This window comes from Tautonia sp. JC769 (genome assembly GCF_040717455.1).
Lineage (GTDB): Bacteria > Planctomycetota > Planctomycetia > Isosphaerales > Isosphaeraceae > Tautonia.
On record NZ_JBFEFH010000001.1, the window covers coordinates 302,511 to 317,180 of the forward strand.

The window sequence follows — 14,670 nt, forward strand, 5'->3', positions numbered from 1 at the left end:
CCATGATTCCTCGCATGCCGATAACCTTGATCCTGCTCGCCGTTCCGTTCTCCCTCGGCGCCTCGATCAAGGCCGACGAGCCCCCCGACCCCACCCCCGCCGAGGCCGAGGCGGCGCTCCATGCCGCCGTCACCTTCTTCACCGAGCAGGTCGCCTCGCACGGGGCCTACGTCTGGCGGACCAGCTCCGACCTGGCCGACCGCCGGGGCGAGGGGGTCGCCTCCCCGACGATGGCCTGGGTCCAGCCCCCCGGCACCCCGAGCGTCGGCGAGGCCCTGCTCGACGCCTACCTCGACACCGATGATCCCCTCCTGCTCGACGCCGCCCTTGCCGCCGCCCACGCCCTCTGCCTCGGCCAGATGCACTCCGGCGGCTGGTACTACTCGATCGAGTTCGACCCCGCCGAACGCCCGGCCTTCGACTACCGCGACAACCCCGATCGCCCCGCCAAACCCTCGCGCAGCCGGCGCATGACCACCCTCGACGACGACACGACCCAGGCCTCGCTCCGCTTCCTCATCCGGATGGACGAGGCCCTCGACTTCGCCGACCCCCGCATCCACGACGCCGCCCGCTACGGCCTCGACGCCCTGATCGCCGCCCAGCATCCCAACGGCGCCTGGTACGTCTGGTGGGAGTCCTTCCCGCAGCCCCTCTCGGAGGACGACTACCCGATCCTCCCCGCCTCCTACCCCGAGACCTGGCCCCGCGAGTGGCCGAACACCTGGCAGGGGCGTTACGTCACCAACGACGACCTCATGCCCGACGTGATCGACACCCTGCTGCTCGCCCACCGCACCTACGACGACCCCCGCTACCTTTCCGCCGCCCGCCGCGCCGGCGACTTCCTCATCCTCGCCCAGATGCCCGACCCCCAGCCCGCCTGGGCCCAGCAGTACAACGTGGCCATGCACCCCGAATGGTCCCGCAAGTTCGAGCCCCCCGCCATCAGCGGCGGCGAGTCCCAGGGCATCCTCCAGGCCCTCATGCGGCTCGCCCGCGCCTCGGGCGACCCGAAATACCTCGAACCGATCCCGAAGGCCCTCGACTACCTCCGACGCTCCCGGCTCCCCGACGGCCGCCTCGCCCGCTTCTACGAGCTCCGCACCAACCGCCCGCTCTACTTCACGAACGATTATCGGCTCACCTATTCCAGTGACGACATGCCGACCCATTACGGCTTCATCGTCGGATCTCGCCTCGACCGCATCGCCTCCGACTACGACCGCCTCCGCAAGGCTCCGGATCTCCGCCCCGCGCCCCCCGGACCCTCGTCCCCGATCCTCACCCCCGCGCTCTCCCGATCCGCCCGCGACGTCATCGACGCCCTCGACGACCGCGGCGCCTGGGTCGACCGCAGCGAGAAAGGAGCCGCGACCATCCAATCGGCCACCTTCTCCCGCAACCTCCGCGTCCTCTCCCGCTTCCTCGCCGCCGCGAAGGACCGTTGACGGCGACGGCGTGCCGTGGCGTCGGCCCCCCCTCGCACCCGGGGCACGGCAGGTCCGGGGCGCGCCCCGATTCGCCCGCCGCGATCCTGCACGGGTGGCATCATCGTAGCCCCCAGTCAGGCAATGATTTGTCTCGCCCCTCAGGGATGAAATGGGGACCAATCGTTTGTATCTCTTGAAGTTTCCTTGTGCATTCGATAGAATGAAGTATTGTGCCGCGGGCCGTCTGCCCTGCCCTCCCTGCATGCGCCTCTCCCAGGGGGGCGGCGGCCCCGATCGGGCGGAGCGTCGCGACAGCGATTCCACCTTCCCCCGCCCCGATCCGGCCCTCCCGCGGCGAGACTCCCCCCCATTGCCCGTTACGAAGAGACGATGATCTTCACCACATCCCGCACGATCCGATCGCTGGCCCTCGTGTTCCTCGGCGCGATTGTTGCCGGCTGCTCCGGGGGCGACGAGCTCCCCCGCCAGCCGGTCTCCGGGACCATCCGCCTCGGCGGATCCCCCTTGCCCTCGGGCTTCATCAACTTCGAACCCGCGGCCGGCCAGGCCACCGGCGGGGGCGCGGTGATCACGGACGGCTCCTACAGCCTGCCCCGGGACACCGGGCTCGTCCCCGGCGCGTATCGGATCTCCATCTCCTCCCCCTCCAATGCCGGCGGGCCCGGCGGCGACGCCCCGGGCTCGGCGGGCAGCATGATGCAAGAGGCGATCCCGGCCCGCTACAACTCCCAGTCCGAGCTGACCGCCGAGGTCACCGACGGCGGGGACAACACCTTCGATTTCGACCTCGAGCCCTGATCGCCCGCGGCCGGATCCCCTCCCTCATCCCTCCGCCATCGGCGGGCCCGCGGCCATCTCGGGCCGTCGACGACGGGCCGGCTGCGATCGACGTCCCCATCTTCCTCCTCCATATTCCCCGGAACGAAATCACAGGAAATGAACATGACTTCACAGAGACGAGCGTTCACGCTGATCGAATTGCTGGTGGTCATCGCCATCATCGGCGTCCTGATCGCCCTGCTGCTGCCGGCCGTGCAGAGCGCCCGAGAGGCCGCCCGCCGCGCCCAGTGCACCAACAACCTGAAGCAGCTCGGCCTGGCGATGCACAACTACCACGACACCCAGGGCAGCCTGCCCCCGGGCGTCAAGGGGTGCTGCTGGGGGACCTGGGTGGCCTTCGCCCTGCCCTACCTCGAGCAGCAGAACCTGTACAACGCCTTCAACTTCGACGGCAACAACGTCATCGGCGGCGACGCCGACGCCCCCCTCCGCTACGTCGGGGCGTCCAACATCACCGTCACCTCCGCCCGGGTCGCCGCCTACATGTGCCCGAGCGACGGCAACGAGTCGCGGGCCGGCTACGGGGCCCTCGGCCTGCAGGTCGCCTCGCATAACTACGTTGTCAACTTCGGCAACACCAGCATCCAGCAGAACCCGATCGTCTTCGCCGGCACGACCATCCCGTTCGCCGGCGCCCCGTTCGGCGACATCGGCTCCCCCCAGCCCGACATCCCGACCGGCGCCCTGCAGGGCGGCGTGAGGAGCACCCAGAACTTCTCCGCCATCCGCGACGGCCTGAGCAACACCCTGCTCACCTCCGAGGTCCGGATCGGCCAGACCGGCACGTCCGTCGACCTCCGGGGCTTCACCTGGTGGGCCTACGCCGCCGGCTTCACCGGGTCGCTCGGCCCGAACAGCACCTCGCCCGACCTGATGCAATCGCAGGGCTACTGCAATTACCCGGACGGCAACAATCCTCCCTGCACCGCCGGGACCGCCGAGACCGGCGTCCAGATCGGCGTCCGCAGCTACCACCCCGGCGGCGTCAACGTCGGCCTGGCCGACGGCAGCGTCAAGTTCGTCAAGAACTCGATCGACCTGAACATCTGGCGGGCCGTCTCCTCCACCCGAGGCGGCGAGGTCGTCAGCGCCGACCAGTTCTGATCTCATGACGCCCGGGGCGGCCCCAGGTCGCCCCGGCCCGCTTTACGTCACCGATTGGCCCGGACACCCTCACACTCACCAGGGGGCGTCCGGGCCATTCGCGCGCATTCGCGGTGAAGGGCAAGAGAACGGGGTTGCCTCCGGTCGCGAGCGGACGACAATCGATCAAGGCTTCCGACGGTCGGCGTAGCCTGAACGAGCACCGCTTTCTTGACCCGATCGAGGCGACGATGATGACCCGGCCCGCGCCCGAATCCGACGCCGCCGCCCCCGTCAGCCGCCGCAACGTCATGAGAATCGGCCGAGCAACGCTCGCCCTCGCCGGCCTCACAGCCCTCCTCAGCCCGTTGAGCATGGGCCGGCGTGTCAGGTCGTTCCAAAGCAGCGCGGCGAAGTATGCGGCGATGGAGAAGGCGTGTTCCGAGGCTCTTGCGAGGAATGAGCAAGAGTTCGCCAGGTGGAAGCGGGCCGAGCGAGGACTCCTCTCGGAGGGGGATGCCGAATCGGCCTTCATGTCCAGCCAACGGGCCGCCTGGTCCTCGGGAGCGATCGAGTGGTCGAGGGAGCTGGGCTCCTTCGCCGGGCTCATGAGGCGGAAATACCAGAGGGCTGCTCGGCGGCCCTGGGAGCCCGTCCCCGCCGACCCTCCCGAACCACCCATCGAATATCCGAACGAGAGGCATGCCCCGCCGGAACTCGTGTGGGCCCCTGCCGGTGACCACCAGTGCAGGGAGGCGATTGTCGGGCTGGCGACCGCTCGTCGCGATGCGTACGTCGCGAGGGTCCGCTCCGAGCAGGCATCGTGACGAGCGTCCCCGGCCCGGGGTACGCGCCACCCGTGATGGGGAGCCGAACCTCCTCCAACCCGATGTCGATGATGAGCCGGGAACGTCGACCATCCAGGCGGCGAACATCCGGGAGAGAGTCGCCGGTATGAAGCCAGCCGGTTGGCGAGTAGCCGGGCGCCTCGACGCGGAAATGCCAGAGCGGCGAAGCCACCTCGAAGGTGTCCTCCAACATGCTCCTCGTGCCGAAGCAGGTGCATCCCTGGCAACGTCGCCGAGCCTGGCCCCCCGTGTCCGTGATCAAGGTGAACCCGGCATCAGCCTCGCCGCAGCATTCCGAGGCGATCTCGGGCAGGACCCGGATGGTCGCCCTCTCGACGGGGCGGCCGGTGTTCGTGCCGCTGACCGAGAAGATCAGTTCCAGGTCGGTTGAGCCCACCCATCGCTCCTCGGTGAGCAGGGCGAACCCCGCCGCAATCACCACGGCCACACCGACGCCAACGGCCGCGACCTGTCTCCCCCGCATCATATCGGGCTCCTCCGGGTGGCCCGGACAACGTGTTGTCCGGGCGGCGTAGCCGCAAGAGGCGTCGTTCAAGCCACCCGACGGGCACACCGACGCTCCGCCCTTGCTCGTAGTATCGAGCAGAACTCCAGGCCCAATCGCACGGCCGGGCAACCAGTCCTGCCCGTACCGGATTCAAATGCAAGTAGGACAACTTCTCCTCGAACTTGTGGTCCGAGTAGAGATTGAAATCATAATACCGCGGCTGCCAGACCGGCTCTGACTGGTCGATGCTCCCGGCGTATCCTGTCATCGCTTCGCTCAGGAATCGCTTGATCTGTACGGAACTGCGCTGCTTCCACTGTTTCATGAAGTGCGAAAGCTGGTCATCCTCCGGGAACCAGAGGATCGCGTGAACGTGATCGGGCATGACGACGAATCCGACACACCGGCCCTCCTGTAACGCCAGTTGCGAATTCAAGACACCGAGGACGATTCGTTTCGCCCGGTCATGGTCAAGGACCCGTCGGCGCCGATAACACGAGAACGTCACGAAATGCGCCTGACGATCTCGATCGTAAATGCGCCGGGAGGTCATGCGCGCCTACGACTGGCCCATCGGGTCCTCAAGCCTCTTGTCGCTTCGCGACCCGGACAACAGGAGTTGTCCGGGCCACCCGCCACTCGCCGATGAGTGTGAATCGAGGGTCAGGTGATCGTGCGGACCAGTTCCCTCCACCGATCTTCGAGGAAGGCCGAATACGCCAGCGGACCGAGCCCGAGGCAGCCGAGTGAGAAGCCGTCATTCACCTCGACCAGATGGGTCCCGCCGGACGCTGCGATGCCGAAGTCGATCCCATACGCAACCGGCGCCTCCCCGGCATAGTCCTCGACCGCCCCCCGAATGACGGAGACATCGGGAGAGCGGAGCGGGTCTCCCTTGTAGTGCCCGACGCCGATGACCTCGCCGCGGCGGACGAAGTACCTCCACTCGGAGACGAACGGGAAGGGCTCCGAGGCCCAGAGCTTCATCTCGCCCGGCCATTTTGCCGTGCGGATCAGGTCGCGGAAGGCCGAGACGACGTAACCGGTGAATGCCTTATCTTGCTCGACCGGCTTGACGAACACCGGCACGCCGGGGCTGTCGATCCGGGAGCGCACTTCCGCCCAGGTCGTCTGCCAGATCCTCCGGCCGAGGTATCCCCTCAAGCGGATCGGGTAGTCGAGCGGCATCGTCTCGATGCCGATCCGTTGCAACGCCCGCCGCACGTACCGGACCGATCCGACCGTGATCGTGCCCGGATCGACCGTCGCGACCCCCGAGTCCATCTGCTCCCAGTCGAAGAAGCTGATCTCGAAGCCCCGCTCGTCGAACCCCTGCCAGGCGTTGAAGCCGTTCGCGTTGACGAACTCCCCCCGCTCCTTCTGGATGATGACGCTCCACATCGGAGAATTCGCCCCGTATCCTGCCCCGTCCTCCCGCCTCGGTCAGGTTGGCCGGCCCACCCGCCGGGTGCCCGATCACCACGCCAGGTTCAACGTTACGCACACGAGCAACGGCAGGCCGATCGCCAGCGCGCACAGGACCGCCCCCGCGACCGACAGCATCACGCCCCGTCGCCGGGCCTTTCGCTGCTCCATCACGACGCCCGCCGCCCCGAGGCCGATCCCGACCAGGACCATCACCACGCAGGTGTTCGAGGGGACCTCGATCGTCTTCCCCTCAAAGGTCTTCACCCGCCTGGCAGTCATCTCGTTCGTCAACACGCTCCGCGAGTAATCGACATCGCTGACCTCCAGGATCGGATACGGCACGGTCCAGCCCGGCACCGGCCTATCGAGCAACCCCGACACCGCCACGAACAGGACGAACGAGCCGATCGCCAGCGACAGGACGCCCAACATCAGCGACCCCATCCCCACCTGAAGTCGACCCTGCTCCCTCCTCTTCCGCTCGTCACGCTCCCGGATCGCCCGAATCAGGTCGGCCGACGGCAGCGATTGCCCTCGACGGTCCTCGTTCATCCGTTGCTCCTCGACACGTCCGCTGGGCGGCCCGGACAACTCGTTGTCCGGGCGGCGTAGCCGCAAGAGGCGTCGTTCAAGCCACCCGACGGGCACACCGACGCTCCGCCCTTGCTCGCAGGATCGAGCAGAACTCCAGGCCCAATCGCACGGCCGGGCCACCCGCCGATTATGGCTTGCCCTGGCTCGCCTGAGAGAGTTCGTTGGGTTGCGGAGCCCGCTTGACTTGCTCGACGGCGATGTACGCAATCCGGTCTGGGGTGATTGTCCGAGGGTCGAGCGAGAACACGGCCGACCGCATGTGATTGGTCTTGGTGCCCAATCCGTTGACGACCCCATCATGCTCGGGGAGGTACCGTCTCCCCTCGGCATCGAAGACCACGACGCGGAAGTCCGGGGCATTCATCTCCAAGCCCCCCGGACCAGCGAGGATGCAGTGGATGCGCAACACCTCACCGTCGGAATCGACGACGGAATAGCCTGAGATGAGCAACTCCTTTCTGCCAACGCCCCAGGTCTGGCCAAGCCGGAACGCCGAAGGCAGGAACAAATCCCAACCAGGTTCCCTGGCGAACTCCGGGCGTCGATTGGGCACTTCCCTCAGCGTCTCCGTGACCTGCACCTGTTGCACGAGGGTGGACGCCAGCAACGCAAGTGTGATCGTCGTCATGAATTTCTCCGGCATGTTCGAGTCAAAGACAAGTCTGTCATCGGCATCGCGGATCGCCGATTGAAGGTCGACGGAGCGGCCCTCCCTGTCCTTCAATCACCAAGCCGGGCGCCGCCAGAAAACCGATTGGCGCCGGACCCGAGCCGCCTACATCATCACGGAACGACGCGATCTGGCATGATCGGATGGATTGGCGATCTTCACCCAATCGCCACGTACCGTCAAGGTCCTAGCAAAGGACCGTTGACGATCCTCCCCGGTCGGGTGCGACAATCGAGACATGCCCGACGACGCTCGCCCCCGCATCCTGTTCGTCACCGGCCGCCTGGCGGAGTTCGCGCTCCGGCAGGTGCTCGATGACCTTGCGCCGAGGGCGGAGATCAGGGCCGAGGTCGCCGTGTTGCCGATCACCGTCGCGGCCCTGATGCCGCCGAAGTGGATCGCCAGGCACCTGCAAGTCCCCGAGGGGGTCGATCGCGTCATCCTGCCGGGCATGTGCAAGGGGGACCTGGCCCCGGTGGTCGAGAAGGCGGCACCCGTGCCCGTCGAGCGCGGCCCGGACGACCTGCGCGACCTGCCGCGCGCCTTCGGCCTCGACACCCCGAAGGCCGACGGCTACGGCGCCTTCGACATCGAGATCCTCGCCGAGATCAACCACGCCCCGACCCTCCCGATCGACGAGTTACTTACCCAGGCCGACCGCTTCCGCGCCGAGGGGGCCGACCGGATCGACCTCGGCTGCGACCCCGGAGGCCCCTGGCTCGGCGTCGGCGAGGCGGTGGCCGCGCTCCGGGAACAGGGCCACCGCGTCTCGGTCGATAGCTTCGACCCCGTCGAGGTCGAGCACGCCGTCGCCGCCGGGGCCGACCTGGTCCTGAGCGTCAACGGGTCGAACCGCGAGCGGGCCCGCGACTGGGGCGTCGAGGTCGTCGCCATCCCCGATCAGGTCGGCACGCTCGACGGGCTGGACGCATCGGTCGATTTCCTGACGAAGCACGGCATCCCCTTCCGGCTCGACCCGATCATCGAGCCCATCGGCTTCGGCTTCGCCGCCTCGCTCGGCCGCTACCTCGAAACCCGACGCCGGTATCCTGACGCCGAAATCATGATGGGCATCGGCAACCTGACCGAGCTGACCGACGTCGATTCGAGCGGAATGAATGTCGCCCTCATCGGCTTCTGCCAGGAACTCCGCGTCGGCTCCGTCCTGACCACCGCCGTCATCAACTGGGCGCGATCGTCCGTCCGGGAGATCGACCTGGCCCGCCGACTTTCCTATCATGCGGTGACGAACAAGACCCTGCCGAAACACCTGGAGCCAAACCTGGTGACGCTCCGCGACCCGAAGGTCCCCGCCTTCGGCCCCGAGACGCTCCGGGAACTCCAGCGCCGCATCAAGGACCCGAACTGGCGCATCTTCGCCGAGGACGGCATGATCTACGCCCTCAATCATCAGCACTTCCTCTCCGATCCCGACCCCTTCGCCCTCTTCGACCTCATGGGGGTCGATGAGCCGTCGCACGCCTTCTACCTCGGCTACGAGCTGGCCAAGGCGAAGACCGCCCTGACCCTCGGCAAGCACTACCGCCAGGACCAGGCCCTCGACTGGGGATTCCTGACCGAGCCGGAGGTCAGCGCCGTCGAGCGCCGCAAGTGGGAACGCGAACACCGCCGCCGCCGTGACGAGGGCGGGGCAGGGGGGCTCGGCTCGTGATCCTCGAAGGCATCGTCACCACCCTCGGCCCCGACGGCTCGCTCAACATCGCCCCGATGGGGCCGATCGTCGAGTCCCCCGCGCTCGACCGCTTCACCCTCCGCCCCTACACGACCTCGACCACCTACCGCAATCTGAAGGCCCTCGGCGAAGGGGTCCTCCACGTCACCGACGACGTCCTGATGATCGCCCAGGGCGCGATCGGCCGGATTGACGACGCCCCGACCCGCCCGGCCGACGTCGTCAACGGCCGGATCCTCACGGACAGTTGCCGCTACGTCGAGTTCCGCGTCACCCAGCTCGACGACCAGGAGGAACGCACCACCATCCATTGCGAAGCCGTCGCCCGAGGGACCCTCCGCGACTTCTTCGGCCTCAACCGCGCCAAGCATGCCGTCGTCGAGGCCGCCATCCTCGCCACCCGGACCGACTTCCTCCCCTTGCCCGAGATCCTGGAGCAGTACGACCGCCTCTCCACGCTCATCGCCAAGACCGCCGGACCCCAGGAGTCCGGAGCCTTCTGCCTTTTGCAATCCCATCTTCATGTGATCGCCCGTCGCCGCGGCGTGCCGATCCCCGGCTATTCCAAGGTGGTCTCTCCCCCGGCCGTCCGCATCCGGACCCCCGGCCGCCTGCATTTCGGCCCGCTCGCCTGGGGGCCGGAGGCCGGCCGCCGGTTCGGCGGCGTCGGCCTGATGATCGAGCAGCCCGGCGTCGAGCTGCGCGCCCAGCGGAGCGGCGACTGGGCGATCACCGGCATGATGGGCCAGCGCCCCCGCGTCTCCGACTTCTCCTCCCGCGTCCTCTTCCAGCTCGCCCGCAAGATGGACCGCGCCCGGGCGATGGCCACCCACCTCCACCTGGACCGCGCCATCCCCGAGCACGTCGGCCTCGGCTCCGGCACCCAGCTCGGCCTGGCGATCGCCCAGGCCATCACCCTGCTCAATGGCAGCGGAGAGCTTCCCGTCCAGCGGCTCGCCCAGCTCTCCGGCCGGGGGGCGCGCTCGGGGATCGGCATCCATGGATTCGAACGCGGCGGCCTGATCGTCGACGGCGGCCACCGCGCCCCCGGCTCGGTCCCCCCCCTCGTCGCCCACGCCGATTTCCCCGACGACTGGGCCGTGCTCGTCGCCATCCCGACCGCCCCCCCCGGCCTGCACGGCGAGGCCGAGCGCCTCGCCTTCCGCGACTTGCCCCCCATGCCCGACTCCCTCTCCGATCGCCTCTGCCGCCTCGTCCTGCTCGGCCTGCTCCCCGCCGTCGCCGAGCGCGACCTCCCCGCCTTCGGCGCCGCGTTGGTCGAGCTGCAATCCCACGTCGGCGACTGGTTCGCCCCCGCCCAGGGCGGCGGCCGCTTCGCCTGCCCCGAGGTCGCCGAACTCGCCCGCTTCCTCACCGATCGCGGCCTCCACGGCGTAGGCCAGAGTTCCTGGGGCCCCGCCCTCTACGCCTTCGACGACGGCCCCCCCGACCGCCGCGATGCCCTGCTCGCCGAACTCCGCGACCGCTTCTCCCTCCGCCCCTCCCGCTGCTTCTGGACCCGCGCCTCCGCCTCCGGCTCCTCCTGGGAACCCATCGACCTCGTCCCCCCCGAGACCCTCGCCTCCGGCCATTGATCCATCCCGCTCATGCTTCTCCCGCAGGGCCTTTCCAACCCTCGACCCCGCGTGCGGGGGAGAGCGGCTCGGCAAGTCCCCGTGATCAAACGAGTCGATTTCCGACCCTCGCCCCCGCTCGCGGGGGAGAGGGTGGCCGCAGGCCGGGTGAGAGGGTCGCCGGCCCAACCGTATTGCGAGGGGCACACGCGAATCGCCTTGAAACGGGACCTCCCACTCCTTGCTCGTCCCCTCGACTCCCGCTATCGTCTCCATTGAATCAACCCAACGGCATCCGACTCTCGACGGCTCACTGCCTACTGCCCTCAAGGCCCCCCATGCCTCTCACCCTTTCCTGGACTGGCTCCACCACCCTCCCCGTCACCTCCGACGCCCTCCGGGCCGATCGCCTGGCCGGCCTCGCCCCTCCCGAAGCCGCCGCGCTCCCCGCCCGCATCGGCAACCAACCCGCCACCCTCGGCGACCTGTTCCGCATCGCCGGAGACACCGCCGGCGGCCCCCACCGCCTCGAAGGCGATCTCCGCCACGTCCGAGGCATCGGCTTGGGCATGTCCTCCGGCTCCCTCCTCATCGAAGGGGATGTCGGCCCGTACCTCGGCGCCGCGATGACCGGCGGCGCGATCACCCTCAATGGCTCCGCCTCCTCCTGGGCCGGGGCCGAGATGCGTGGCGGGACGTTGCACATCCGCGGCTCGGCCGGCGACTACCTCGGCGCCGCCGAGCCCGGCAGCCGTCGCGGCATGCGAGACGGCCTGATCCTCGTCGAAGGTCCCGTCGGCTCCGAGGCCGGCCTTGCCATGCGCCGCGGCCTGATCGCCGTCACCGGCCCGAGCGGCCCCGGACTCGGACGCGGGATGATCGCCGGGACGATCCTCTCGCTCGGCCCCGTCGCTCGCCTGGCCGGCTCGGGGATGAAGCGGGGGACCCTCGCCCTGGTCGACCCCGGACCCGACTTCGAACCCCTCGCCACCTTCGCCCCCTCGGGCCGCTACCGCTTCCCCTTCCTGGCGGTCTATCTGCGGACCCTCCGCGATCGCGGGTTCCCGATCCCCGCTGGCCTGGAATCCGCCGCCTTCGATCGGTACAACGGGGATCTACTCGACGGCGGCCAAGGGGAGATCCTCACCCTCGCCGCCGGCTGACGCCTTCGCCCCGACCCCGACCCAGCCCCCGGACGCCCGATGAACCTCAACGCCCGAGCCGCCCGACTGGCCGACCGCCTCGTCTCCCTGGCCGACGAACGCCGGGTCCGCGTGGTCGACGTCCCCGGGGGCGGCCGGGTCGTCGATTGCGGCGTCGAGGCCCCGGGCGGCCTCCTCGCCGGGCTCGACCTCGCCCGCATCTGCATGGCCGACCTCGCCGAGATCACCCTCACTCCCGGCGACGTCGGCGACTTCGGCACCCCGGTCGTCCAGGTCGCCACCGATCACCCCGTCGCCGCCTGCCTCGCCAGCCAGTACGCCGGCTGGCAGCTCGCCCTCGACTCCTTCTTCGCCATGGGCTCCGGCCCCATGCGAGCCGCCTGGGGACATGAAGACGTCTTCAATATCATCGGATGTTGCGAAGATGCCGAGCACGTCGTCGGCGTCCTCGAAGGCCGGACCCTGCCCGGCGCCGACATCGTCGCCCACGTCGCCCGGGCCTGCCGAGTCGCCCCGTCGGCCGTCACCCTGCTCATCGCCCCGACCGCCAGCCTCGCCGGCGGCGTCCAGGTCGTCGCGCGATCGGTCGAGACCTGCTTGCACAAGCTCCACGAGCTGAAATTCGACCTCTCCCGGATCGTCTCCGGCTTCGGAACCGCCCCGCTCCCCCCCGTCGCCGCCGACGACCTGAAGGCGATCGGCCGGACCAACGACGCCATCCTCTACGGCGCCCGCGTCGTGCTCGATGTCCGGGGCGACGACGACTCCCTCCACGCGATCGGCCCGAAGGTCCCGTCCTCCTCCTCGCGCGACCACGGCGAGCCCTTCGCCGACATCTTCGCCCGCTACAAGCACGACTTCTACGCCGTCGATCCCCACCTGTTCAGCCCCGCCGAGGTCGTCTTCCGCAACCTCCAGACCGGCCGCTCCTTCGCCTTCGGCCGCCTCGCACCCGACGTGCTCGCCCGCTCCTTCGGCACCGAGGGCGCCTGACCCGCCCATGCCCCCGCACCTCGTCGCCCTCGCCTCCGGCACCGGCTGGCATGTCCAGGATCTCATCCGAGCATCCCAGCACGTCGGTTGCCGCTTCGATCCCCTCCCGTTCCCGGCGCTCACGGCCCGGCTCGGCGACGGCCCCGCCCGCATCGTGGCCCGCGGCGTCAACCTGCTCGACGTCGACGGCGTGCTCGTCCGCATGATGCCCCCCGGCTCGCTGGAGCAGGTCGTCTACCGGATGGACGCCCTGCATCGGCTCGAAGCCCGCGGCATCCCCGTGCTGAACCCGCCTCGGGCCGTCGAGGCCGCCGTCGACAAGTACCTCTCCCTCGCCCAGCTCGACGCCGCCGGCCTGCCCGTGCCCCACACCTGGGTCGGCGAGTCCGCCCGAGACGCCATGGACGCCTTCCACGCCCTCGGCGGCGACGTCGTCCTCAAGCCCCTCTTCGGGGCCGAGGGCCGCGGCCTCGCCCGCCTCTCCGACCCCGACCTCGCGCTGAGGGCCTTCCGCGCCATGGAACGGATCGACGCCGTCCTCTATGTGCAACGCCACATCCCGAACGACGGCCACGACCTCCGCGTCTTCGTCCTGAACGGCCGGGCCCTGGGCGTGATCCGCCGCACCGCCCCAGCAGGCCAGTGGCGGACCAACGTCTCCCTCGGCGGCCGGGCCGTGGCGATCCCCCTCGACGCCGAAACCGAACGCCTCGCCCTCCGCGCCGCCCGGGCCGTCGGCGCCCGCATGGCCGGGGTCGACCTGCTGCCCGATTCACAATCCGGCCGCCTCGTCGTCCTCGAAGTCAACGCCGTCCCCGGCTGGAGGGCCTTCTCGGCGGCGACCGGCATCGACGTGGCCGCCAGCATCCTCGACGACCTGTCCCGGTGGCATCCATGATCAAGGATCTCTCCCGATTCGGCTTCGACCCCGCCTTCCTCGCCTGCCTGCTCGAATCCACGGCCCGCAAGCCGGGCAACGTCCATCCCGGCCGTGCGTTTGCCGACGCCCACTACCTCGACTTCGCCCTCTCCGCCAGCAACCTCGCCTTCCGGCTCGACCCGGATCGCATCCGAGAGTTCGGCGTCGGCTGGGTCGTTCGCACCGCCGTTCAAGAGTCACACGCCCTCGTCGGCCACAACACCAACCTCGGCATGATCCTCCTGCTCACCCCCCTGGCCGGAGTGCGCCGCAAGGCCGGGGGGCTGCGCAAGGGGGTCGGCCGCATCCTCGACGCCCTCACCATCGACGACGCCCGGGCGGTTTACGAGGCCATCCGCATCGCCCGGCCCGGCGGCCTCGGCTCGGTCCCCGAACACGACGTGGCCGACGAGCCCACCATCACCCTCCGCGAGGCCATGTGCCTGGCCGCCCCCCACGACGCCATCGCCCGCCAGTACGCGACCGGCTATGCCGACGTCTTCGATCTCGCCCTCCCCGCCCTCCGCGACGCCCTCCGCGCCGGCCGCCCCCTCGAAACCGCCATCGTCCTCACCCACCTCACCCTCATGGCCGAGCGCCCCGACACCCTGATCGCCCGCAAGTGCGGCCCGAGCGTCGCGCACGAGTCCGCCCGACGGGCCATCGCCGTGCTCGCCTCCGCCTGGCCCGATGCGCCCGATTCGATCGGCGAGATTCGATCCTTCGATGCCTGGCTCCGGGCCGACGGCCACTCCCGCAACCCCGGCGCGACGGCCGACCTCATCGCCGCCACCTTGTACGTCGCCCTCTGCGACGGGACAATCGATTTCCCCCGCCACCTGTCCCGCCCCGGATGGGACGCGGGCGACGTGCTCTGAATTCCCGTGTGTTCCCTCCTAAAAA

Annotated in this window: 14 protein-coding genes; 10 read left to right on the forward strand and 4 right to left on the reverse strand. The window is 69.4% G+C overall.

The annotated features are described in order from the left end of the window. Positions 1-14 precede the first annotated feature (14 nt). The 4 genes from AB1L88_RS01220 (at position 15) to AB1L88_RS01235 (ending at position 4,204) form a co-directional block, all read left to right on the forward strand. Positions 15-1,451: a pectate lyase gene (locus tag AB1L88_RS01220; protein WP_367094798.1), complete on the forward strand. Its 1,437-nt coding sequence runs from the start codon at positions 15-17 to the stop codon at positions 1,449-1,451. Between the two features lie 372 nt (positions 1,452-1,823). After that, positions 1,824-2,252 (forward strand): hypothetical protein, encoded by a 429-nt coding sequence (locus AB1L88_RS01225; protein ID WP_367094799.1) that lies wholly within the window; start codon positions 1,824-1,826, stop codon positions 2,250-2,252. 144 nt (positions 2,253-2,396) lie between these two features. Continuing rightward, entirely contained in the window at positions 2,397-3,398 is a 1,002-nt protein-coding gene (locus AB1L88_RS01230) for a DUF1559 domain-containing protein (RefSeq protein WP_367094800.1), read from the forward strand. A 230-nt stretch (positions 3,399-3,628) separates the two neighbouring features. Beyond that, a complete protein-coding gene (locus tag AB1L88_RS01235) occupies positions 3,629-4,204 on the forward strand; it encodes a hypothetical protein (protein ID WP_367094801.1) in 576 nt (191 codons plus the stop codon). Between the two features lie 296 nt (positions 4,205-4,500). Here AB1L88_RS01235 and AB1L88_RS01240 read toward each other — a convergent pair whose 3' ends face one another. From AB1L88_RS01240 to AB1L88_RS01255, 4 genes are all read right to left on the reverse strand, one after another. Then, complete coding sequence (locus AB1L88_RS01240; RefSeq protein WP_367094802.1) at positions 4,501-5,286, reverse strand: transposase; 786 nt, start codon at positions 5,284-5,286, stop codon at positions 4,501-4,503. A gap of 110 nt (positions 5,287-5,396) precedes the next feature. After that, positions 5,397-6,134, reverse strand: a complete 738-nt coding sequence (locus AB1L88_RS01245; RefSeq protein WP_367094803.1) for an ATP-grasp domain-containing protein — start codon at positions 6,132-6,134, stop codon at positions 5,397-5,399. A gap of 75 nt (positions 6,135-6,209) precedes the next feature. After that, on the reverse strand, positions 6,210-6,713 hold the full coding sequence (locus AB1L88_RS01250) for a hypothetical protein (protein ID WP_367094804.1): 504 nt from the start codon (positions 6,711-6,713) through the stop codon (positions 6,210-6,212). A gap of 169 nt (positions 6,714-6,882) precedes the next feature. Further along, positions 6,883-7,383, reverse strand: coding sequence for a hypothetical protein (locus AB1L88_RS01255; protein WP_367094805.1), 501 nt, complete (start codon positions 7,381-7,383; stop codon positions 6,883-6,885). Positions 7,384-7,663: 280 nt separating this feature from the next. Here AB1L88_RS01255 and AB1L88_RS01260 point away from each other — a divergent pair, with 280 nt between their 5' ends. The 6 genes from AB1L88_RS01260 (at position 7,664) to AB1L88_RS01285 (ending at position 14,645) form a co-directional block, all read left to right on the forward strand. After that, positions 7,664-9,097: a DUF6513 domain-containing protein gene (locus tag AB1L88_RS01260; protein WP_367094806.1), complete on the forward strand. Its 1,434-nt coding sequence runs from the start codon at positions 7,664-7,666 to the stop codon at positions 9,095-9,097. Next, positions 9,094-10,713: a beta-ribofuranosylaminobenzene 5'-phosphate synthase family protein gene (locus AB1L88_RS01265; protein ID WP_367094807.1), complete on the forward strand. Its 1,620-nt coding sequence runs from the start codon at positions 9,094-9,096 to the stop codon at positions 10,711-10,713. Before AB1L88_RS01260 ends, AB1L88_RS01265 begins: the two co-directional genes overlap by 4 nt. Positions 10,714-11,030: 317 nt before the next feature. After that, on the forward strand, positions 11,031-11,855 hold the full coding sequence (locus AB1L88_RS01270; RefSeq protein ID WP_367094808.1) for a formylmethanofuran dehydrogenase subunit C: 825 nt from the start codon (positions 11,031-11,033) through the stop codon (positions 11,853-11,855). A 39-nt stretch (positions 11,856-11,894) separates the two neighbouring features. Then, complete coding sequence (gene mch, locus AB1L88_RS01275) at positions 11,895-12,848, forward strand: methenyltetrahydromethanopterin cyclohydrolase (protein WP_367094809.1); 954 nt, start codon at positions 11,895-11,897, stop codon at positions 12,846-12,848. 7 nt (positions 12,849-12,855) lie between these two features. Continuing rightward, positions 12,856-13,746, forward strand: a complete 891-nt coding sequence (locus AB1L88_RS01280) for a RimK family alpha-L-glutamate ligase (protein WP_367094810.1) — start codon at positions 12,856-12,858, stop codon at positions 13,744-13,746. Continuing rightward, on the forward strand, positions 13,743-14,645 hold the full coding sequence (locus tag AB1L88_RS01285) for a triphosphoribosyl-dephospho-CoA synthase (RefSeq protein ID WP_367095045.1): 903 nt from the start codon (positions 13,743-13,745) through the stop codon (positions 14,643-14,645). The genes AB1L88_RS01280 and AB1L88_RS01285 overlap by 4 nt, the downstream gene beginning before the upstream one ends. Positions 14,646-14,670: the final 25 nt, after the last annotated feature.